19 protein-coding genes are annotated in these 20,536 nt (G+C 64.8%); 12 read left to right on the top strand and 7 right to left on the bottom strand.

The genetic code is table 11. The features are described from left to right. Nucleotides 1–120 precede the first annotated feature (120 nt). Complete coding sequence (fabG, locus tag ACFC25_RS20050; protein ID WP_337348316.1) at nt 121–846, top strand: 3-oxoacyl-ACP reductase FabG; 726 nt, start codon at nt 121–123, stop codon at nt 844–846. Between the two features lie 30 nt (nt 847–876). Here fabG and ACFC25_RS20045 read toward each other — a convergent pair whose 3' ends face one another. Then, on the bottom strand, nt 877–1,254 hold the full coding sequence (locus ACFC25_RS20045) for a DUF5655 domain-containing protein (protein WP_376048411.1): 378 nt from the start codon (nt 1,252–1,254) through the stop codon (nt 877–879). A 196-nt stretch (nt 1,255–1,450) separates the two neighbouring features. Between ACFC25_RS20045 and ACFC25_RS20040 the strand changes: the two genes are divergently transcribed. Together ACFC25_RS20040 and ACFC25_RS20035 are read left to right on the top strand one after the other, a co-directional pair. Next, nucleotides 1,451–2,203 (top strand): SDR family oxidoreductase, encoded by a 753-nt coding sequence (locus tag ACFC25_RS20040; protein ID WP_337348314.1) that lies wholly within the window; start codon nt 1,451–1,453, stop codon nt 2,201–2,203. A gap of 180 nt (nt 2,204–2,383) precedes the next feature. Further along, a complete protein-coding gene (locus ACFC25_RS20035; RefSeq protein WP_376048408.1) occupies nt 2,384–3,280 on the top strand; it encodes a VOC family protein in 897 nt (298 codons plus the stop codon). Nucleotides 3,281–3,318: 38 nt separating this feature from the next. On the opposite strand, the gene serB is transcribed toward ACFC25_RS20035, so the two are convergent. Then, entirely contained in the window at nt 3,319–4,212 is an 894-nt protein-coding gene (gene serB / locus ACFC25_RS20030; protein WP_376048406.1) for a phosphoserine phosphatase SerB, read from the bottom strand. Nucleotides 4,213–4,368: 156 nt separating this feature from the next. Here serB and ACFC25_RS20025 point away from each other — a divergent pair, with 156 nt between their 5' ends. The 5 genes from ACFC25_RS20025 (at nt 4,369) to ACFC25_RS20005 (ending at nt 8,384) form a co-directional block, all read left to right on the top strand. Continuing rightward, nucleotides 4,369–5,154: an ABC transporter ATP-binding protein gene (locus ACFC25_RS20025; RefSeq protein WP_376048403.1), complete on the top strand. Its 786-nt coding sequence runs from the start codon at nt 4,369–4,371 to the stop codon at nt 5,152–5,154. Nucleotides 5,155–5,172: 18 nt separating this feature from the next. Next, complete coding sequence (locus ACFC25_RS20020) at nt 5,173–5,958, top strand: sulfite exporter TauE/SafE family protein (RefSeq protein ID WP_337348310.1); 786 nt, start codon at nt 5,173–5,175, stop codon at nt 5,956–5,958. A 7-nt stretch (nt 5,959–5,965) separates the two neighbouring features. After that, nucleotides 5,966–6,775, top strand: a complete 810-nt coding sequence (locus tag ACFC25_RS20015) for a TrmH family RNA methyltransferase (protein ID WP_376048400.1) — start codon at nt 5,966–5,968, stop codon at nt 6,773–6,775. Between the two features lie 161 nt (nt 6,776–6,936). Beyond that, nucleotides 6,937–7,194, top strand: coding sequence for a type B 50S ribosomal protein L31 (locus tag ACFC25_RS20010; RefSeq protein WP_028267311.1), 258 nt, complete (start codon nt 6,937–6,939; stop codon nt 7,192–7,194). A gap of 98 nt (nt 7,195–7,292) precedes the next feature. Next, on the top strand, nt 7,293–8,384 hold the full coding sequence (locus tag ACFC25_RS20005) for a biotin/lipoate A/B protein ligase family protein (RefSeq protein WP_376048396.1): 1,092 nt from the start codon (nt 7,293–7,295) through the stop codon (nt 8,382–8,384). Nucleotides 8,385–8,395: 11 nt separating this feature from the next. Here ACFC25_RS20005 and pepN read toward each other — a convergent pair whose 3' ends face one another. Continuing rightward, on the bottom strand, nt 8,396–11,029 hold the full coding sequence (pepN, locus tag ACFC25_RS20000) for an aminopeptidase N (RefSeq protein WP_376048394.1): 2,634 nt from the start codon (nt 11,027–11,029) through the stop codon (nt 8,396–8,398). 70 nt (nt 11,030–11,099) lie between these two features. After that, nucleotides 11,100–12,149: a YeiH family protein gene (locus ACFC25_RS19995; protein ID WP_376048391.1), complete on the bottom strand. Its 1,050-nt coding sequence runs from the start codon at nt 12,147–12,149 to the stop codon at nt 11,100–11,102. A 113-nt stretch (nt 12,150–12,262) separates the two neighbouring features. Here ACFC25_RS19995 and ACFC25_RS19990 point away from each other — a divergent pair, with 113 nt between their 5' ends. The 3 genes from ACFC25_RS19990 (at nt 12,263) to ACFC25_RS19980 (ending at nt 15,657) form a co-directional block, all read left to right on the top strand. Continuing rightward, nucleotides 12,263–13,819: a circularly permuted type 2 ATP-grasp protein gene (locus ACFC25_RS19990; protein WP_376048388.1), complete on the top strand. Its 1,557-nt coding sequence runs from the start codon at nt 12,263–12,265 to the stop codon at nt 13,817–13,819. Between the two features lie 63 nt (nt 13,820–13,882). Then, nucleotides 13,883–14,809: an alpha-E domain-containing protein gene (locus ACFC25_RS19985; protein ID WP_018761308.1), complete on the top strand. Its 927-nt coding sequence runs from the start codon at nt 13,883–13,885 to the stop codon at nt 14,807–14,809. Beyond that, nucleotides 14,806–15,657, top strand: coding sequence for a transglutaminase family protein (locus tag ACFC25_RS19980; RefSeq protein WP_337348297.1), 852 nt, complete (start codon nt 14,806–14,808; stop codon nt 15,655–15,657). The genes ACFC25_RS19985 and ACFC25_RS19980 overlap by 4 nt, the downstream gene beginning before the upstream one ends. A gap of 58 nt (nt 15,658–15,715) precedes the next feature. Here ACFC25_RS19980 and ACFC25_RS19975 read toward each other — a convergent pair whose 3' ends face one another. Genes ACFC25_RS19975 through glgC form a run of 3 tightly spaced genes read right to left on the bottom strand, consistent with a single transcriptional unit; the run spans nt 15,716 to nt 19,138 of the window. Continuing rightward, nucleotides 15,716–16,183 carry a pyridoxamine 5'-phosphate oxidase family protein gene (locus tag ACFC25_RS19975; RefSeq protein ID WP_337351232.1) on the bottom strand — a complete coding sequence of 156 codons (468 nt, stop codon included), beginning with the start codon at nt 16,181–16,183 and terminating at the stop codon, nt 15,716–15,718. Between the two features lie 40 nt (nt 16,184–16,223). Then, on the bottom strand, nt 16,224–17,675 hold the full coding sequence (locus ACFC25_RS19970) for an SDR family NAD(P)-dependent oxidoreductase (RefSeq protein ID WP_337348295.1): 1,452 nt from the start codon (nt 17,673–17,675) through the stop codon (nt 16,224–16,226). Nucleotides 17,676–17,734: 59 nt separating this feature from the next. Beyond that, entirely contained in the window at nt 17,735–19,138 is a 1,404-nt protein-coding gene (glgC, locus tag ACFC25_RS19965; RefSeq protein ID WP_337348294.1) for a glucose-1-phosphate adenylyltransferase, read from the bottom strand. 102 nt (nt 19,139–19,240) lie between these two features. Here glgC and glgA point away from each other — a divergent pair, with 102 nt between their 5' ends. Next, complete coding sequence (gene glgA, locus ACFC25_RS19960; protein WP_337348293.1) at nt 19,241–20,437, top strand: glycogen synthase; 1,197 nt, start codon at nt 19,241–19,243, stop codon at nt 20,435–20,437. The last annotated feature ends 99 nt before the right edge of the window (nt 20,438–20,536 follow it).

Here is a 20,536-nt window from a genome sequence, read left to right as displayed (position 1 = left end):
GGCTTGCCTCAATTCTCTCACCATCGGCAGTGGCGCCCAAACGCGGGCTAAGATCGGAGGCAGCAAAATCACGCCCCTTCCTACCGCGGCCCCGCGTGCCGCAGAATCCCGGAGCAATTAATGTCTGAAGCAGCTACTGCGGCCCGAAGCGTCCTGATCACCGGTGGAAACCGTGGCATCGGCCTGGCCATCGCCGAAGCCTTCCTGGCTAACGGCGACAAGGTAGCCGTGACCTACCGGAGTCCGTCAGAACTGCCAGCCGGGATCCTGGGCGTCAAAGCCGATGTGACGGATGAGGCCTCTGTGGATGCGGCCTTCACGGAAGTGGAAGCCGCCCACGGGCCGGTTGAGGTCCTCGTGGCAAACGCGGGCATCACCAAGGACACCCTCCTGCTGCGCATGAGCGAAGATGACTTTACCTCCGTGATCGACACCAACCTCACGGGCGCTTTCCGCGTCATCAAGCGCGCGTCCAAGGGGATGATCCGGATGCGCAAGGGCCGCGTGGTCCTCATTTCCTCTGTGTCCGGCCTCTACGGCGCCCCCGGCCAGATCAACTACTCTGCCTCCAAAGCCGGCCTCGTGGGTGTAGCGCGTTCCTTGACGCGCGAACTGGGATCCCGCGGCATCACGGCCAATGTTGTGGCTCCGGGGTTCATCAACACCGATATGACGGCCGAACTGCCCGAAGCCACCCAGAAGGACTACCTCTCCAGCATTCCGGCAGGCCGTTTTGCCGAGGCGTCTGAGGTGGCCAACGTGGTCCGCTGGATTTCAAGCGACGAGGCGGCTTATATTTCCGGTGCAGTCATCCCTGTTGACGGCGGACTTGGCATGGGCCACTAACAGGGTTTGATCCTGCGGCCACGGCGTCCATCAGCCAGCGGCGCCGAACGCCTCCTTTAGCCATTGCGTCACCTGTTCGTCGACGTCGTCAGCAGTGGAAAGTTCCAGGTGGTGCATCCACACGCCGGGGGACGGGTGGACCACTTCCTTGAACCGCGACGAATCCACTCGCCGGGGCAGTGCAATGGAGAGCACCGCCGGAACATCCGTGTTCAGATGCCGCCGCGGGTTCCAGAGATAGGCGAAGCCGCGTCGGTTCCGGAAGGCCACTTGGCTGGTGGTGGTGCGGACGGTGGCTGGAACGGCGTTCAGGATGGTGTCGCGGACAAGCTGGCAAAGCCGCAGGCCGTCCGGTGAGTTGCCGAAGACCTCTTCCGGCGTGGACGCAGTGCCGGCGGGGACGGTCATGGGCGGCGCCTCCCAGGCTCCGGGCGGTTCCTCATAGGGCGAGCGTACGCCGGAAAGTCTGCGACCGGGAGACACGCCGACACTAGCTCAGAGGGCCTTCTTTGTGGGGGTCACACAAGCGAATACGGGGCCTGCGCTGGCATGATGGACTGCAGACCTCAAGCGATTTAGACGTTTCGAACAAAAGGGAGCTCGTATGGGACTGCTGGACAACAAAACCGCCATCGTGACCGGATCCTCACGCGGAATTGGCGCGGAAGTGGCCAAGATCCTGGCTGGCGAGGGCGCCGCCGTCGTCGTTAATTACCGTCAAAAGGCGCCGCGCGCCAACAAAGTGGTCGCTGAGATTGAAGCCGCGGGCGGCCGTGCAACGGCCGTGGGTGCGGACCTGACCACGCTGGAAGGTGTGCAGGCCCTGGCCAGTGCAGCCATGGAGAACTTCGGCTCGCTGGACGTCCTCGTGCTGAATGCTTCCGGTGGCATGGAATCCGGTATGGAGGACGACTACGCCCTGAAGCTGAACCGGGACGCGCAGGTCAACATGCTCAACGCCGCTGTGCCGCTGATGAAGGAGGGCTCCCGCGTGGTCTTCGTGACCAGCCACCAGGCGCACTTCATCAACACTGTGCCCACCATGCCCGAGTACGAGCCCGTAGCCCGCAGCAAGCGTGCCGGCGAGGACGCTCTCCGCGCCCTGCTGCCCAACCTTGCCGAGAAGGGCATCTCGCTGGTGGTTGTTTCGGGCGACATGATCGAAGGCACCGTCACGGCAACCCTGCTGGACCGCTCGAACCCGGGCGCTATCGAGGCCCGCCGCGCCGAGGCCGGCAAGCTCTACTCTGTGGAGGAGTTCGCCGAGGTAGTGGCCAGCATGGCAACCGCGGATGTCGAATCCGGCCACACGGAGTACGCCGGCGGCGCCGACTACTTCGGTAAGGGCGCCAACTAGCGCTTTTCAGGCTTCTCACCGCTCCGGTTTGCCACGCAGCAAACCGATCACCACGACGAGCTCCGGGCAGTACTCCTGCCCGGAGCTTTTGTCTGTCCTGAAACCAACCCTGGGCATCGACCCGCCGTTGTCTACGGAGCGCCGTTGTCTACGGAAGCAAGGGCGCCTAGGGTCAGATGCATGGCACAGCAATCAGGGATGACGCGCCGAACCTATCCGGAAGGCGTTCCGTGCTGGGTGGACACCTGGCAGCCCGACGTGGAGGCAGCCATGCATTTCTACGGCGAAGTCTTCGGGTGGGATTTCGAGGACGCTGTCCCGGCCGTCGGCACGGGCAGTAGCACTGGCACTGGCACTGGCACTGGCACTGGCAGGTACGTTATAGCCACGCTGGACGGGCAGGAGGCCGCCGCGATCGCAGGCCCCGGCCCCGGTGCAGCAGGATCCGATGCCGCAGCGTGGAACACTTACGTCTCCGTGGACGAAGCGGATGCTGCGGTGCGCCGTTTGCTCACGGCCGGAGCAACACTGATGTCGGCTCCTGCCGACGCGGGCCTGGGAGGCGTGCAGGCGGCTTTGACGGATCCCGAAGGCGTCGAGTTCCGTCTCTGGCAGCCCGGGGAGCGACCCGGTGCCCAGGCGGTAAACGGTCCCAGCGGATGGAACTTCAGTGACCTCCACACAGCAGATCCCGAGGCAGCCATCGCCTTCTACACGAAGGCCTTCGGCTGGCAGTTCGACAACCTCGACTTCGGAGTAATGATCCGCCGTCCCGGATATGGGGATCACCTCGAAGCCACTGTGGACCCCAACATCAGGGTCCGCCAGTCCGGCGACCTCGCCCCACGTGGCTTCGAGGACGCCGTCGCCTGGTTGGCCCCGGTGGCTCCTGGCGAGCGTCCGCAGTGGCACGTAACGTTTTCTGTCGCAGACCGGGACCGTACGGCCGAGGATGCAGAGCGCCTCGGCGCCGTCATCCTGGGGCACGACGATACGGAGTGGACGCGCACCGCCCTGATCCGGGATCCCGCCGGAGCCGTCTTCACAGCGAGCCAGTTCACCCCTCCCACCAGCTGAGCGGACCCGGCTAGGCAGGGGCGGGGCGGAGTCCGGCCTCAGACTCCGGCGATGTGCCTCACTGCGTCCAGGTAGGGCATGTTGACGGCGGAGTCGGCCACAGCCCGGACGGCAGGCTTGGCGTTGAACGCCACCCCGATCCCGGCAGCTCCCAGCATGTCGAGGTCATTGGCCCCGTCACCCACTGCAATGGTGTGTTCCATCGCAATTCCTTCGGCGGCTGCCCATTCGCGCAGGTACTTTTCCTTAGCGGCACGGTCAATCACGGCACCGAGCACCTTGCCGGTCAGGGCGCCGTCCACGATTTCGAGCTCGTTGGCGATCCAGTAGTCCAGGCCCAGGTCCTGGGCGATCGGACGCAGGATCTGGTTAAAGCCGCCGGAGACCACCGCCACCACATGTCCCGCAGCCTTGAACGCTGCCACCAGTTCGGCGGCACCCTCGCTCAGCTTTACTTCCGCACGGACGGAGTCGACGACTGCGGCCGGCAGTCCCGCGAGCACGGCCACCCGTGCGTGCAGGCTCTGCGCAAAATCCAGTTCGCCGCGCATGGCGGCTTCGGTGACGGCCGCAACCTCCTCGCGCTTGCCCGCGTAGGCGGCCAGGAGTTCAATGACTTCCTGCTGGATCAGTGTCGAATCGACGTCCATGATCAGGAATTTCCGCTGGGCGTCGCGGAGTCCGGCTGGAACGATCGCCGTGTCCAGGCCCGCCTGCGCTGCCTCGGCCACAGCGTGGCGGAGGGCAGCGATGCCCGAGTCCGTGCTGTCGGCCACGGCCAGTTCAGCCGTGTGGACCTCAAAACGGCTGTCCCCGGCGCGGGATTCGGACTGGAATGTAGCGCCGCTGCCGGCCAGGACGGAGCGCAGCTGGTCAAGCTCGGAGGCAGTCAGTTTCGGGCCATAGCTGACCGCAGTCACGTTCGGAGTCATGGCTGCAATCTTAGCCAGCGGCGGGGTTCGGCCCGAATTCATTGCGGGGGGAGAAGGCCCTAAACCACGGCCGTACTCTGAGGGCGACTGTGACCCGCGTCGCAGCGGCCGTATCAGTTATCAGTAGGTCCCCGTTTTGTCCTAGTGTCTACTCCTATGAGTGATGTTCTGGAATTGGCTTCCGTCAGCGTTGTCCGAGGCACGAAGACCCTGCTGGACAAGGTCGACTGGCAGGTCAACGAAGGCGAACGCTGGGTCATTCTTGGCCCCAACGGCGCAGGCAAGACAACGCTTCTCCAGATAGCCGCAGCCCGCCTGCATCCGAGCAGCGGCAGGGCAGGGATTCTGGATGAAACCCTCGGCCGCGTTGACGTGTTTGAGCTCCGTCCGCGTATCGGCCTTTCCTCCGCAGCCCTTGCCACCCAGATCCCGGAGAATGAGATCGTCCTCAACGTGGTGGTCACCGCCGCCTATGGCGTGACAGGCCGCTGGCGCGAGGGCTACGAACGCGATGATGAGCGCCGTGCCTTCCGTTTGCTGAACGCCTGGGGAATGGGGCCGCTGCTCAACAGGACCTTCGCAACGCTGTCCGAAGGTGAGCGCAAGCGCGTCCAGATCGCCCGGGCCCTTATGACGGATCCGGAGCTGCTGCTGCTGGACGAACCCGCGGCCGGCCTGGACCTGGGCGGCCGCGAGGAACTCGTCCACAAGCTCAGTGAACTTGCGCTGGACGAAGCCGCACCTGCCATGGTCCTGGTGACCCACCATCTTGAAGAGGTCCCGCCAGGCTTCACGCACGCCATGCTGCTTCGTGACGGCGGCGTAGTAGCTGCCGGCCCCATCGCGGAGGTGCTCACGGACGAACACCTCACCAGTACTTTTGGCTTGGCCTTGGATGTGTCCGAGAACGCCGGCCGCTACACCGCCACCGCCCGCCGCTAGGCCCCGGCGCCGCCCACCGTGGATCTTCTCAGCAGTACCTTTGTGTTCTTTGCCGGCCTGTGGGCGGGCACCATCAACGCCGTTGTAGGCTCCGGGACCCTGGTCACTTTCCCCGTTCTGATCGCCTTGGGGGTCACCCCGGTGGTGGCATCCATGAGCAACGCCATGGGACTGGTGGCAGGCGGCGCCGCAGGCGCCTTCGGCTACCGCCGCGAGCTCAAAGGGAGGGGACGGCAGCTCCTCAGGCTTCTGCCGGCGTCGCTCCTGGGCGGCATTTCGGGCGCCTGGCTGCTTCTGCACCTTCCTGAGGAGGTCTTCCACTACGTCGCCCCAGTCCTCATTGTCCTGGCCCTCCTGATGGTGGTCTTCCAGCCACGCCTCCAGGCTTGGGTGCGCAACCGCGAAGAGAACCCGGAACACGCTGTACGGGACAAGAGCCACGGCGTCCTCCTTGTAGTGCTTGTCTACCTTGCCGGTGTTTATGGCGGGTACTTCGTGGCTGCCCAGGGCATCCTGCTGGTGGGCATCCTGGGCGTGTTCCTGACCGGCACCATCCAGAACGCCAACGCCATGAAGAACATCCTGGTGCTCGGTGTAAACCTGGTGGCCGCTGTTTCGTACCTGGTCTTCGCCTTCGACCGCATCAATTGGCTGGTGGTGCTCCTGATCGCGGTCAGTTCAACGATCGGCGGACTCCTTGGCTCCAAAGTTGGACGGCGGCTCTCGCCCACCGTCCTCCGGGGTGTCATCTTTGCCCTCGGGCTGGTGGCCCTGGGCTTTATGATCGCCAATCTCCTGAAATAATCAGCCGGTGCCAATCCACTACCTCGAATCAGCCCGGGATCCCCGCGTGTCCGACTACACCCAGCTGACGGACGTCCATTTGCGCAAGCTGCGCGAGCCTGCGGAGGGCATGTACATCGCCGAATCCTCGCGGGTTCTCCGCCGCGCCCTGGCCGCCGGCCACCGGCCCCGGTCATTTTTCCTGGCCGAGAAATGGCTGGCAGACCTTCAGGATGTCCTCGACACCTACCCAGAGGTCCCGGCATTCATCGGACACGCGTCATTGCTGGAGGAAATCACCGGCTTCCACCTGCACCGCGGAGCGATGGCGGCCATGGAACGGCCTGCCCCCGTACCGCTGGCCCGGCTCCTCTCGGGCGCCCGCCGGGTGGCCGTTCTCGAGGACATCGTGGACCACACCAACGTGGGGGCAATCTTCAGGTCTGCGGCTGCGCTGGACATCGACGCCGTGCTGGTATCGCCGCGGTGCGGCGACCCGCTCTACCGCCGAAGTGTCCGCGTCAGCATGGGAACGGTGTTCCAGGTTCCGTGGGCACGGCTGGAGTCGTGGCCGCAGGATCTGGCGGTCCTCAAGGAACACGGCTTCACCGTGGCGGCGCTGGAGTTGACCGAGAACGCGGTGGACGTCGATGACCTCGCCGCCCGGAACCCGGACCGGCTGGCCCTGGTGCTTGGCACGGAGGGGGCGGGCATGAGCGCGGAGACCCTCGCCGCCGTCGACCTGGCCGTGAAGATCCCCATGCGGACGGGCGTGGACTCACTAAATGTGGCCGCGGCGTCAGCGGTGGCGTTCTGGGAGCTCAGGCCCCGAGCATAGGAGGGGCAGCCCTCTCTCGCGGCCAAAGTGGTTCGCAAGGACTCCTGCGATCCGCTATTATTGGTAGCTGGCCGCAATGATGTTCTGCTGTTGCAGGCAGTGGCCATCCCATTCATACCTGGCAGCTGGCAAAATCCAGTTGTGCGAACAAAGGTCCCATTATGAAGTCTGATATCCACCCGAAGTACGAAGCTGTTGTTTTCAACGACCTGGCTTCCGGCGTCAAGTTCCTGACCAAGTCCACCGTGTCTTCCAAGAAGACCATCGAGTGGGAAGACGGAAACACCTACCCGGTCATCGACGTCGAAATCTCCTCCGAGTCCCACCCGTTCTACACGGGCAAGCAGCGCATCATGGACTCTGCAGGCCGCGTCGAGCGCTTCAACGCTCGCTTCAAGGGCTTCGGCGGCAAGAAGTAATTCACTTCACCCCCAAGGTTCTTTGGAAAGCCCGCACCGGCAACGGTGCGGGCTTTTTGCGTTTTCGGCATCCTGGCTAGTGGTGCAGGATGGAAGCCATGACTGACACTGCACCCACAGCCCAGGACCAGCCCGGCCGCCTCCACGGCGAGTACAAGGTCCCGGGCGGCAAACTCGTGGTGGTAGACCTCGATGTCGTGGACGGACTCCTCACGGGGGTGTCAGTCAGCGGCGATTTCTTCCTGGAACCCGATGAGGCGCTCCTGGATATCAACCGCGCCCTCACCGGGCTCCCGGAAACCACGACGGCGGCTGAACTCTCGGCCGCCGTGGCCGCCTCCCTGCCGCCCGGCGCCGTCCTGTTCGGCTTTTCAGCCGACGCCGTTGCCGTCACCGTACGCCGTGCACTGGCGAAGGCGACGTCGTGGTCCGACCATCACTGGAACGTCATTGCCCCCACAGTGCTCCCCACCCACGTCAACGTCGCCCTGGACGAGGTGCTGACCGAAGAGGTGGGCGCCGGCCGTCGCAACCCCACGCTGCGGTTCTGGGACTGGGAGGAACCGTCCGTGGTGATCGGCAGCTTCCAGTCCGTCCGCAATGAGCTGGATCCCGACGGCGTCGCCCGGCACGGCATTACCGTGGTCCGCCGTATCAGTGGCGGGGGAGCGATGTTCATGGAGGCCGGCAACTGCATCACATACTCCCTGTACCTGCCGCAGTCCCTGGTGGACGGAGTGAGCTTCGCCGACTCGTACGCGTTCCTGGACGCCTGGGTGATGGCCGCGCTGGAGAAGATCGGCGTCACGGCGTTTTACGTACCCCTGAACGATATCGCCACGGAGCAGGGCAAGATCGGCGGCGCCGCACAGAAACGGCTGGCCAACGGCGGCATGCTGCACCACGTCACCATGAGCTATGACATCGACGCCGACAAAATGGTCGAAGTGCTGCGAATCGGCAAGGAAAAGCTCTCGGACAAGGGAACGCGAAGCGCCAAGAAGCGGGTTGACCCGTTGCGCCGCCAGACCGGGCTGGCCCGCACGGAGATCATCGCCGCGATGATGGAAGTGTTCCGTGAACGGTACGCGGCCACGTCGTCAGAACTCACGGACGCCGAACTGGACGCCGCGCGTGAACGGGTGGTTACAAAGTTCGGCACCGAGGAATGGCTGAACCGGGTCCCCTAGCTTGCGGGTCCCTAAACTGCTGGCGCCGCTGACGTGGCCTGGGCAGTAAGCGCCCGGAGCAGGTGGCTTTGCTGCTCAAGAATGATCCTGCGCAGGGCGCGCGGGGCGTCGGCGTTCGCTTCCAGCCAGGCACCCGTGCGGAGCACCACGGAATGCTGCTCGGGCAAGGTCCCGGCCGGGAGATCCTGTGCTATCGGATACAGCCCACGGACAATACGGCTGGCGATTTCGATGCTCCGGTTGTCCCATACACCGCGGAGGCAGTCGAAGTAGGGCTCCACGTAGGGTTCCAGCAGGGCAGAGGGTGCAGTTGTGAAGCCGGCGATAGTGGCGGTGAGGAGCTGGTTCGAGAGCTCCGTGCCCTCAACGGCCGCCTTCCATGCTGCCCCCTTGACCTCAGGATCGGGGCGGGCGGCGAGGGCGGTCGCGTGGCCGGCCCGGCCTGACGCAGTGGTGTCGCGGTCCAGCTCGGCGTCCAGTTCGCCCACAGTGGCTTGGTTGTTGGCTGCCAGCGCGTGCCAGATGTTCCAGCGCAGCTCGGCGTCGACGGCAAGTCCGTCCACGTTAACCGTGCCGTCCAGGAGGCTTCGAAGCCGGGGGAGCAGCATGGCGTCGTGGCGGCTGACGGCGGCCAACGTGCGCGCCCAGGCGAGCTGGTGGTCGGAACCAGGGCCAGCCAGCTGCAGCTGGGTGTCCGCGGCCGTCAGGAAGGCCCTGCGGACGGCGTCGCGCGCACCGGACGGTGTATAGCGTTCGACGGCGGTCTGGGCGTTGTCGAGGATGTTCACCAGCACGCCGATCCCGGTTTCGGACGGTCCGAATGCCTTGACCGCGTCGACGTAGCGGGTGGCCGGGCTTTCGCCGTCGCGGGCCGAGTTCCATAGCGCAGTCCAGCAGAGCGCGCGGGCCATGGGATCGGTGATGCGGTCCAGGGAGGCCAGCACAGTGGCTTCCGAGAATGGGTCCAGCCGCACCTTGGCGTAGGTGAGGTCGTCGTCGTTCACCAGCAGGAGCGCGGGCCGGGGCAGGCCGGCAAGTTCGGGAATGTCCGTTCGTTCCCCCGTTACGTCGGTTTCGACGGTTCCAGTCCGGACCAGTGCGCCATCGGCGTCGAAATTGTAGGAACCCACGCGCAGCCGGTGGGGGCGCAGCTCGACGCGTCCGGTAACCGGGTCCACAGCCTCCTGGACGATGGCCACGGCGCCTGGCTCGGCGTCGTGCGTCCCGGCCTGCACCGAGAGCGTGGAGATGCCGGAGGTCTGCAGCCAGCGGGCTGCCCAGCCGGCAAGGTCGCGGCCCGAGGAAGCACTGAGTGCCGTCAGCAGGTCCGCCAGGGTGGTGTTGCCATAGGCATGGTCACGGAAATACTGCCTTGAACCGGCGATGAACGCTTCGAACCCCACATACGCCACCAGCTGCTTGAGTACGGACGCGCCCTTGGCGTAGGTGATGCCGTCGAAGTTCTGTTTGGCGGCCTCGAGGTCGGGGATGTCTGCCACGATGGGGTGTGTGGTGGGCAGCTGGTCCTGGACGTAGGCCCAGGCCTTGCGTTTGTTGGCAAAGTTGACCCACGCGGAGTCCCAGTCCGTCGCGCGGTCCACGCCGAGGGTTCCCATGTAGTCGGCGAACGACTCTTTGAGCCACAGGTCATCCCACCACTGCATGGTGACGAGGTCACCAAACCACATATGGGCCATTTCGTGCAGCAAGGTGTTCGCACGCGCCTGGTATTGCGAGTCGGTGGCGCGGGACGTGAACACATAGCTGTCGGTGAAGGTGACCAGGCCCGGGTTCTCCATCGCGCCGAGGTTGTATTCGGGGACAAAGGCCTGGTCGTACTTTCCCCACGGGTACGGGTAGCCGAAAAGCCGGTTGAAGAAGTCCAGCCCGCCCTTGGTGAGGCGGAACAGTTCAGTGGCATCGAAAGACTCCACCATGGAAGCACGGCAGTACAGAGCCAATGGCACTTCCAGCGGTGTGCCGTCATCCAAGGTGGCGCTCCAGTGGTCCGCTGCCTTGACGTAGGGGCCAGCGAGCACCGTAGTGATGTACGTGGACATGGGCCGTGTAGTGGCGAAGTCCCAGCGGCTGGTGGCCGGATCCGAAGTCAGTTGCGTGCGGGCGGCCTCGACTCCGTTGGAAGCGACTTCCCAGCCGGACGGGGCAATGACGTGGAACGTGAATTCGGCCTTGAGATCCGGCTGTTCAAAGTTGGCGAACACCCGCCTCGCGTCAGCGGGCTCGTACTGCGTATACAGGTAGCACTGGCCGTCCGCGGGATCCACAAAGCGGTGCATTCCCTCACCGGAACGGCTATACAGGGCAGTGCCCGTCACAGTCACCTGGTTTTTAGCCTGCAGGTTGTCCAACCGGATCCGGGAGCCGTCCACGACGTCGGCGACGCTCAGTTCCTTGCCGTTGAGGACCACGCCATGCACCTCGCTGGCGATGAAATCCAGGAAGGTCGAGGCTGACTGCCCCTCGCCAGGCTCCGCGGCCGAGAAGTTGATGACGCTACGGCTTGAATACCCGGCAACGCCTGGATCGGCCGCCTGGCTCACGTCCAGGGAAACGTCGTAGCTGTGGGTCGTGATCAGGGCCGAGCGTTGCGCGGCTTCGGTGCGCTGCAGATTCTCATGTGACACTCCGCTATCTAATCACGGGACTCCGACGGCGTTCACCGCCCGAATCGCTGTGCAACGGGCCCGCGAGGACCTAGGCAGTCATGAGCAAGGCAGCAGCAAGGCCCAGCAGGGCAATCAGCAGCCAGGCTGCCAAAGCAGCGGACAGCGCCCGGGCGCCGGTGTGCAGGAGCGTGCGGATCCGTACCGCGGATCCCAGGCCGAACAGTGCGGCGCCCAGCAGGATGTCCTGGACTCCGGCACCGGCGTCCAGGGCCGCCGGGGGAAGCCATCCGCTGGACCGCAGGCCAACCATGGCCATGAAGCCGAGCACAAAGAGCGGGATCACGGGCGGGAGTCGCTCCATGGAGGAAGCTGCCAAGGTTCCCGGCGGCAGCGAAGCTGCTGCCTTGCCTGCGGCCTTCGCCGCACTGAACCGTTGATGGACCCCCGCCGCGGCCACAACAGGCGCCAGCAGGAGCACACGGGTGAGTTTGACGACGACGGCGATCCCCAGCGCCGTCGTCCCGGCAGTCTGAGCGGTGGCCACCACCTGGCCGACGTCGTGCACTGATGCCCCCGTCCAGGCACCGAACGCCAGGGGAGTGAGCTGCAGCGGATGCACCAGCAGCGGAAGGACCCCGATGGCCAAGGTTCCGCACAGTGTCACAAGGGCCACGGGCAGCACCGTGTCCACGTGTCGGATCCGGCGGACCGCGGCCATCGCGCCAATGGCGGAGGCACCGCAGATGGAAAATCCGGTGGCGATCAGCAGGGACGTCTCCGCGGGCAGCCGGAAGACCCTGGAGATCACATAAGTGCCGACGAAACTGACAAGCACCACACCAGCGACCAGCAACAAGGCAAGCCAGCCCAGGCCCATGACATCCATGATGCTGACCTTGAGCCCAAGAACCACGATCCCGGCACGCATGAAGTGCTTGCCGGCGAAATCGAGCCCCGGCCTGGCTCGTCCGGCCACCCACACGGCAGTGCCCGGAAGGTTCGCCGCCAGCAGGCCAAGGACAACAGCGAGGGTCATGGCGGGCAGGACGGGAACCAGGCTGTGGACGAGGAAGGCAGCCGCCAGTGCCAGGGCAGCGGTCAGCAGGCCCGGCAGGAGACGGTCCTTTCCAAGTGGCACTCACCTACTTTGCCGGATAGGACACGGATTCCACGAACCGGCCGCGGCGGTCCAACACGCCACAATGGATGGCAGTAATGATTTCGAAACAAAAAGATGGTTGGCTAAAGGACATGTCAGACCTATTCCAGGATTACTCCGAGGCCGCCGGGCGTTCCGGTGCCTACGACGAGATGTTCGCCCCCGGCCAGGAAGCCCGCGAGTCGTACGGGCAGGTGGCCGACGCCCTCAGCAAGCTCTCGCTGGCCGATGTCAGCGCCAGGGCTGATTCGATGGCACGGACGTTCCTGGACCGCGGTGTCACCTTCGACTTCGCGGGGGAGGAGCGGCCTTTCCCCCTCGATATTGTTCCGCGGGTCATCCCGGCGGATGAATGGACCGTTCTGGAACGGGGGGTGGCGCAGCGGGTCAAGGCCCTGGAGGCCTTCCTCAACGACGTTTACGACAAAATGACCGTTGTGTCCGATGGCGTCATTCCGCGCCAGCTGGTCACTACCAGTGCCCACTTCCACCGCCAGGTCCAGGGCTTCGAGCCCGCCGGTGGGGTCCGCGTACACATTTCCGGCATCGACGTAGTCCGCGACGCGGAAGGCACCTTCCGCGTCCTCGAAGACAACGTCCGGGTTCCGTCCGGCGTGAGCTACGTCCTGGAGAACCGCCGGGCCATGGCCAAGGGGCTGCCTGAGGCGTTCGGCCAGCAGCTCATCCGCCCGGTGGAAGAATACCCGCGGAGGCTCCTCTCGGCGCTGCGCAAGACTGCACCGTCCGGTGTCGATGATCCCACTGTTGTGGTGCTGACCCCCGGCGTCTTCAACAGCGCCTACTTCGAGCACACCCTGCTGGCCGGCCTGATGGGCGTTGAGCTGGTGGAAGGCCGCGACCTGATTTGCCGCGGCAACCGCGTCTACATGCGCACCACCGCCGGCGAACAGCGTGTGGACGTGATCTACAAACGGATCGACGACGAATTCCTGGACCCGCTGCAGTTCCGCGCCGACTCCATGCTCGGCTGCCCGGGCCTGGTCAACGCGGCACGGGCCGGCGGCGTGACCATCGCCAACGCGGTGGGCAACGGTGTTGCAGACGACAAACTCGTGTACAGCTACGTTCCGGACCTGATCCGGTATTACTTGAGCGAGGAACCGATTATCGCGAACGTGGACACGTTCCGGCTGGAGGAGAAGGACGCCCGGGAGTACGTCCTGGACAACCTCGCCGAACTCGTGGTGAAACCCGTGGACGGCTCCGGCGGCAAGGGCCTTGTCATCGGGCCCGACGCCTCCAACGACGAACTCGACGCGCTCCGCAAGCGGGTCATTGCGGATCCCCGCGGATGGATTGCGCAGCCGGTGCTGCAGCTTTCCACCGTTCCCACGCTCAGCGGCGACAAATTTGGGCCCCGCCACGTTGACCTGCGCCCGTTCGCGGTCAACGACGGCGACGACGTCTGGGTCCTCCCCGGCGGACTTACCCGGGTGGCGCTCAAGGAGGGGTCCCTGATTGTGAACTCCAGCCAAGGCGGCGGCTCCAAGGACACCTGGGTACTGGCCGACTCGCCCCAGGTACCCGTAGAGACCATCCCGCGGCCATCGATTGCCATCCGCGAGCGGGTCTCGGTCTGGCCAGTGGAGAGCAACTGGCGCGACCGCCAGTCGGAGCAGCAGCAGTGAGCCGGGCCTTGACCCCGGCAGTAATTTCCCATCGGATTCCGGACGCGCAGGAGGTAGCCACGAATGCTTAGCCGTATTGCTGAGTCCCTTTTTTGGATCGGCAGGTATGTGGAGCGTGCTGACGGCACGGCCCGCATCCTTGACGTTCACCTGGAGCGCCTGAACCACCTGCCCATGGAAGAGCGCCGCAGCGTCGCCCAGGAACTCCTGGCAGTCATGGGCGCCCGGCCGCAGAGTGAGGACTTCGGTCTTCCCGAACTGCTGCACGCCCTGGCGTACGACAAAACCAGTGCCACCTCGATCGCGGGATCCCTGGGCGCTGCCCGGGAGAACGCCAGGCGTGCCCGCGAGACCGTATCCTCCGGCCTCTGGGAGAGCCTCAACACCACGTACTACGGGCTGAGCCAGCACCGCAAGGACGTGGTGGGCACGTACCGCTTCTGCAACTGGACGCTGGAACGGACCGCCATGGTCAGTGGCCTCGCGGACACCACGGTGAGCCACGACGAAAGCTGGCTGTTCCTGGTGCTGGGCCGTTCCCTGGAACGGGCAGACATGACCGCCCGCATGCTCTCCACCCGGGATGTCCTCTCCGCCGGCATGTCCTGGGTGAACATGCTCCGGTGCGCGGGAGCCTACGAATCCTTCCTGCGTACCCGCAGGGCAGCGTTCGGCGACCAGCACGCCGCCGAGTTCCTGCTTCTGGACAGGCTGTTCCCGCGCTCCATCGTGTATGCCCTGCGCGACGCCGACGAGTGCCTGGCCAAGCTGGATCCTTCCGCCCAGCGGGTGGGCTTCATCAACGACGCCCGACGGATCGTCGGCCAGGCGCGGACGTTCCTGGAGTTCCACCGCACGGACGACCTCATGTCCGAACTCCCCGAACACATGGAGCGCGTGCAGAAAGCCGTTTCGCAGGCGTCCGACGCCATTTCCCGTAAGTACTTCAATCAGGCGGACGAACTGGCCTGGGTGGGAGAAGTTTCATGACCCGGCTGAGCATCATCCACAAGACCGCGTACAAGTACAACAAGCGAGTCACGCTGTCCTACAACGAGGCCCGCATGACGCCGCTGACGGACCCCCAACAGGTGGTCCTGGAGTCCGTCCTCAAGGTCTCGCCGTCGCAGGCGGCCGTGAGCAGCTACCGGGACTACTGGGGAACCAGGGTAACGGCCTTTGACATGCAGATGCCGCACGACCACCTCGAGGTCATCTCCAACATCACCGTGGAGGTCCATCGGGCCGAAAAGATCCCCTCGGAGACGGACATCGCGGGCTGGGACGTCCTGGCGTCCGACGAAACCCTGAACACCTACAGTGACTGGCTGCCGCAGTCCCAGCTCAGTGGTCCCGGCGCGGAAGTGCTCGGGATTATCCCCGGCGTTGTCGCAGGTAAGAATCCACACGAAGCCGCCATGGCCATCTTTGGCTGGATGCGCGGCGAGATGACCTACATGTCAGGGTCCACTGCGGTGACCACCAACGCCGAGGAAGCCTGGGGACAGCGGCAGGGCGTCTGCCAGGACCTTGCGCACCTGGCCATCGGCGCCCTCCGCAGCTGCGGGATCCCCGCCCGCTATGTGTCCGGCTACCTCCACCCGCGCTCGACGGCGGACATCGGCGAGACCGTTGCCGGCCAGTCCCATGCGTGGCTGGAATGGTGGGACGGGCAGTGGCGGAGCTGGGATCCGACGAACCACAAACCAGCCGGCGACTACCACGTCACCGTGGCACGTGGCCGGGACTACCGCGATGTGCCGCCGCTGAAGGGCATCCTGTCCGGCGGCGGCGGATCGGCGCTGAGCGTCAGCGTGGAGATCACCCGGCTCGCATGACTGACCGCAGGCCGGGCCGACTGGCCCGGCCTGCGGTTTCGTTAATGGCCTGCTGTCCTTATTCCGGGGACGCTTTGACCGCCCCGCTCAGCTGCGTCCACCAGGTCATCGGCGCAGTCACCTTGAAGCGCCGTCCTGTGATGCTGCCGGGGGTCACGCGGACGAACGTGTCTTTCCTGCCGGCCTGCCATGGAAACAGGTAAAGGGCTGCCGTGTCCAACAGCTGTTCGGTTCCTGTCACCGCAGCCGCGGCGCCCTTCACCACTACGCTCCAGGCGAGGCCGGTGGTGGCATCCACGCCGTCCGCTTCGAGGGCCACGTGGGCGCCTTCAGTGGCGCCAGCCAGTTTGGTTCCCTCGCCGGTGCGGAACACCAGCGTTCCGCCGTCTACCGTGTAGTTGATCGGGAAGATATCCGGGTGGCCGTCAGCAAGGACCGCCAGCCTTCCCACGGAGACTGTCCGCAACAGTTCCCAGCATTCATGGTTTTCCAGGTTCTCGACCTCTGAAGATGACTCGTTGCTCATGCCGCTGAGCTTACGCCCGAGCCGGGCCCTGGGACAGGGACTACCAGGGGCTTGGCTTGTAGTCCTTCAGGAAGACGCCGTACTGGTCCTCGCCCTTCTCACCCATCACGATGGGATCGTAGACGCGTGCGGCTCCGTCCACCAGGTCCAGGGGCGCGTGGAAGCCTTCCTCCATGAGCCGGACCTTTGTGAAATGCGGGCGCTCATCAGTGATCCAGCCGGTGTCGACGGCAGTCATCAGGATGCCGTCGGTCTCCAGCATTTCCTGGGCGCTGGTCCGGGTCATCATGTTCAGTGCCGCCTTCGCCATGTTGGTGTGCGGATGCCCGGGGCCCTTGTAGGCGCGGGAGAACTGTCCTTCCATGGCGGAGACGTTAACGATGTACTTCCGGTGCGCCGTTGAGCGCTTCATGGCATCACGCAGCCGGCTCACCAGCAGGAAGGGAGCCGTCACGTTGCAGAGCTGGACCTCCAGCATTTCCAGTGGATCCACCTCGTCAACCACCTGCGTCCAGCTGTTGATGGTGGCCAGGTCCGGAACCAGCCCGCCGGCGTCGATCGCCGTCCCGGACGCGATGCGCTCCAGGGAGGCAGAACCGGTGGAGAGGGCCAGTGACGTAATGGCATCGCCCGCCAGCACGGGATGGTCGGTGACGCTGCTTGCCAGGGCGAGCGGATGCTTGTCGTGCGCATGGCCAAACGTCAGCAGCACAGGACCGCCGTTGGAAGCGTCCAGGGCGGCGGGAAGGGGCTCATCTTCAGCGTCAACCAACGGCTTGTACGCGTTGCCCGAGCGGCGCACTGTCTGTGCTGCGTTGTTGATGATGATGTCGAGCGGGCCGGCAGCACTGAGGGAATCTGTCAGGGCCATCACCTGCGACGGATCGCGGAGGTCGATGCCCACAATCTGAAGCCGGTGCAGCCAGTCCCCGCTGTCCTCCATGGCCGCGAAGCGGCGTGCAGCATCTTTGGGGAACCGCGTCGTGATGGTGGTGTGCGCGCCGTCGCGCAGCAGCCGCAAGGCTATGTACATGCCAATCTTCGCGCGTCCGCCCGTGAGCAACGCCCGGCGGCCTGTGAGGTCAGTACGGGCATCCCGCTTGCCGTGGTTGAAGGCGGCGCACTCGGGACAGAGCTGGTGATAGAAGGCGTCCACCTGCGTGTAATGCTGCTTGCAGATGTAGCACGGACGCGAACGGATGAGGTGCCCGGCGATGGCACCAGTGGCCGACGTCGCCAGCTTGTTGCCCCGGGTTTCGTCGTCGATACGGTCCGGAGCCGCGGTGGCCGTCTGGGCGATGACCGCGCGGTCCGCTTCGGAGATGAGATCCCGCTTTGTCACTCGGCGGTGCCGCTTGACGGCTTTGAACATTTTCCCGGTGGCACGCCGAACCTGGACGTAGTCCGGGTGCTCCTCGTCATACGCGTGGATGGTGTTTAAAACCTTGAGGCAGGCCTGGATTTCCTCAGGCGTCAGATCGGGGGAGCTCATTGTACCGATTTTACAGCCTGTGGAGATCCGGCCTGCCCGGACGGAATGAAGTCCTGCTACTAGTTGCGGTTTGCCCCGGAGGCATTGGCCACACCGGCGTGCACCTCTGCCACTTGCTCCACGGATTCGCGAAGCTCCGGGTAGTTGGCGGTGGCCGCCTTCACCGCGTTGGGTACAAGGTGCAGGTTCTTGGCGGCGAGTGCACGTTCCTCATCGCCCGGCTCCGGGACGTTCTGGCCCTTGGACAGCACCGTGATCCCCGACTCCGTGACCTTGAAACCACGGGCGCGGTCCAGGTCCGCGTCAAGCCCGATCGCCGCTCCTGCGGGTACTTTGACGTTCTTGTCGATGATGGCCCGGTTCACTACGGCCCCTTCGCCGATCTTCACCTTGTCCATCAGGACTGAGTCGATGACCCGGCTGCCGGTCGCCACAAAGACGTCGTTGGACAGAACCGAGCCTTCCACCACACCGCCGGAGATCACCACGCCGTTGGAAACGATCGAGTCCAGCGCGGTACCTACGGTGTCCTTCTCGCCGCGCACGAACTTGGCGGGCGGCGAAATGCTCTGGCGAGTGTAGATAGGCCACTCGGAGTTGTAGAGGTTGAAGACGGGCAGCGGGGAAATAAGGTCCATGTGCGCGTCATAGAAGGAGTCGATGGTCCCGACGTCGCGCCAGTACGTGCGGTCACGCTCGGTGGAGCCGGGGATGTCGTTAAGCGTGAAGTCGTACACGCCCGCTTCGCCCTTGTTGACGAAGTAGGGAATGATGTCGCCGCCCATGTCGTGCTTGGTGTCCAGGCGCTCCGCGTCTACCTGGAGGGCCTCCACCAGGGCGTCGGCGTCGAACACGTAGTTGCCCATTGATGCAAGGAACTGGGTAGGGTCTGCTGCCAGGCCCGGCGTGCTGGCAGGCTTCTCCACAAACGCTGCAATCTTCTGTGCATCGTTCTGGTCCACTTCGATCACGCCGAACTGGTTGGCCATGCTCAGGGGCTGCCGGACGGCCGCCACGGTGGCCTTGGCACCGCTGAGGACGTGCTGCTCCACCATCTGGGCAAAGTCCATCCGGTACACGTGGTCCGCGCCAACCACCACCACGATGTCCGGGTTGGCGTCGTGGATCAGGTTAAGGGACTGGTAGATGGCGTTGGCGCTGCCGAGGAACCAGCTCTTGCCCACGCGCTGCTGGGCGGGGACTGACGCCACATAGTTCCCGAGCTGGGTGGACATGCGCCACGTTTCGGAAATGTGGCGGTCAAGGCTGTGTGACTTGTACTGCGTCAGCACCACAATCTGGAGGTAACGCGAATTCACCAGGTTGGACAGCGCAAAGTCGATGAGGCGGTAACTGCCGGCAAAGGGCACGCCAGGTTTTGCGCGGTCTGCCGTCAGTGGCATCAGTCTGTTTCCCTCGCCGCCTGCGAGGACAATGGCCAGGACTCTTTTGTTCAACGGCATTATTGGTCGCTCCTGTACGCCTTCGTAACTCCCCAAACAGTCCGGCATGCCCGGACCCCTTCACACTAGAACAGTTAAGCCGGAAGGACTACCTTGGGTATCGTGCGAATAGACATTGTGACTAAAGAGTTCCCGCCGGAGATCTACGGAGGCGCCGGGGTCCACGTGGCCGAATTGAGCAGGGTGCTTAGTAAGCACGTTGACCTGCAGGTTCGTGCCTTCGGGGCACCCCGCGACGCCGATTACCACGGTGCTGGGGTGACGTCGTATTCCGTGCCTGAAGACCTGGGCTCAGCCAATGCGGCCGTCCAGACGCTAGGGGTGGATCTTCGGATCGTGCCGGACATCGAGGGCGCCGACCTTGTCCATTCGCACACGTGGTATGCCAACATGGCCGGGCACCTGGCGTCCCTGCTCCATGGCATCCCGCACGTTCTCAGCGCCCACAGCCTTGAACCGCTCCGTCCGTGGAAAGCCGAACAGCTCGGCGGCGGCTACGCACTGTCGTCCTGGGTGGAAAAGACCGCCTATGAGGCAGCAGCGGCCATCATCGCCGTCTCTGAAGGCATGCGCCAGGACATCCTGCGCAGCTACCCCGACGTGGACCCGGCCAAGGTCCGGGTGGTCCACAACGGCATCGACGTCGAGATGTGGCACCGCGATGAAGGCGAAGATGCAGTCCGGGCGCTGGGGATCGATCCGACGAAACCCAGCGTCGTTTTTGTCGGACGCAACACACGCCAGAAGGGCGTTCCGTACCTGCTGCGCGCCGCCGCCAAACTGCCGGCCGACGTGCAGCTGGTCCTGTGCCTGGGAGCCGCGGATACGCCGGAGCTCGCAGCCGAGACGGCCCGCCTCATTGAAGAACTCCAGAGTCAGCGCACGGGCGTAGTACTGATTGAGCGCATGCTTCCCCGCAACGAACTTATCCAGGTGCTCAGCCACGCCACCGCGTTCGCCTGCCCGTCAATCTATGAGCCGCTGGGCATTGTGAACCTCGAAGCCATGGCGTGCGGCGCTGCCGTGGTTGCCAGTGCCACGGGCGGCATTCCGGAGGTTGTCCAGCACGGCGAAACGGGCCTGCTCGTGGAACTGGAACAGGTCACTGACGGCACGGGGACGCCCCTGGATCCGGAGAAGTTCGTCACCGAGTTCGCGGCTGCCCTGACCGAAGTCGTCTCCGACCCCGAACGCGCACGTGCCATGGGACAGGCAGGCCGCCTGCGCGCCGAGAAGCACTTCTCTTGGGAATCCATCACCGAAACCACCCTTGAGGTGTACCGCTCAGTCCTCGCCTGAGGCGGGTGATAAATAACGACGGCGCCGCGCCCCACGCAAGGGGAGTGGCGCCGTCGTTATTTCACCGCTTAGCCGTGCCCGGACAACGAAGTACGGAAG

This window comes from Pseudarthrobacter sp. NPDC055928, from assembly GCF_042270935.1.
Lineage (GTDB): Bacteria > Actinomycetota > Actinomycetes > Actinomycetales > Micrococcaceae > Arthrobacter.
Note: the sequence above shows the minus strand (reverse complement) of the source record. Positions and strands in the feature narration are given on the sequence as shown.

What these genes read in the sequence shown, in the direction of transcription:
- ACFC25_RS19990 (WP_376048388.1), top strand. Translation starts at nt 12,263, where the DNA reads ATGTCAGACCTATTCCAGGATTACTCCGAGGCCGCCGGGCGTTCCGGT.
- fabG (WP_337348316.1), top strand. Translation starts at nt 121, where the DNA reads ATGTCTGAAGCAGCTACTGCGGCCCGAAGCGTCCTGATCACCGGTGGA.
- ACFC25_RS20040 (WP_337348314.1), top strand. Translation starts at nt 1,451, where the DNA reads ATGGGACTGCTGGACAACAAAACCGCCATCGTGACCGGATCCTCACGC.
- ACFC25_RS19975 (WP_337351232.1), bottom strand. Translation starts at nt 16,183, where the DNA reads ATGAGCAACGAGTCATCTTCAGAGGTCGAGAACCTGGAAAACCATGAA.
- ACFC25_RS20010 (WP_028267311.1), top strand. Translation starts at nt 6,937, where the DNA reads ATGAAGTCTGATATCCACCCGAAGTACGAAGCTGTTGTTTTCAACGAC.
- serB (WP_376048406.1), bottom strand. Translation starts at nt 4,212, where the DNA reads ATGACTCCGAACGTGACTGCGGTCAGCTATGGCCCGAAACTGACTGCC.
- ACFC25_RS19970 (WP_337348295.1), bottom strand. Translation starts at nt 17,675, where the DNA reads ATGAGCTCCCCCGATCTGACGCCTGAGGAAATCCAGGCCTGCCTCAAG.
- ACFC25_RS20025 (WP_376048403.1), top strand. Translation starts at nt 4,369, where the DNA reads ATGAGTGATGTTCTGGAATTGGCTTCCGTCAGCGTTGTCCGAGGCACG.
- glgC (WP_337348294.1), bottom strand. Translation starts at nt 19,138, where the DNA reads ATGCCGTTGAACAAAAGAGTCCTGGCCATTGTCCTCGCAGGCGGCGAG.
- ACFC25_RS19980 (WP_337348297.1), top strand. Translation starts at nt 14,806, where the DNA reads ATGACCCGGCTGAGCATCATCCACAAGACCGCGTACAAGTACAACAAG.
- ACFC25_RS20035 (WP_376048408.1), top strand. Translation starts at nt 2,384, where the DNA reads ATGGCACAGCAATCAGGGATGACGCGCCGAACCTATCCGGAAGGCGTT.
- ACFC25_RS19985 (WP_018761308.1), top strand. Translation starts at nt 13,883, where the DNA reads ATGCTTAGCCGTATTGCTGAGTCCCTTTTTTGGATCGGCAGGTATGTG.
- ACFC25_RS20045 (WP_376048411.1), bottom strand. Translation starts at nt 1,254, where the DNA reads ATGACCGTCCCCGCCGGCACTGCGTCCACGCCGGAAGAGGTCTTCGGC.
- ACFC25_RS20005 (WP_376048396.1), top strand. Translation starts at nt 7,293, where the DNA reads ATGACTGACACTGCACCCACAGCCCAGGACCAGCCCGGCCGCCTCCAC.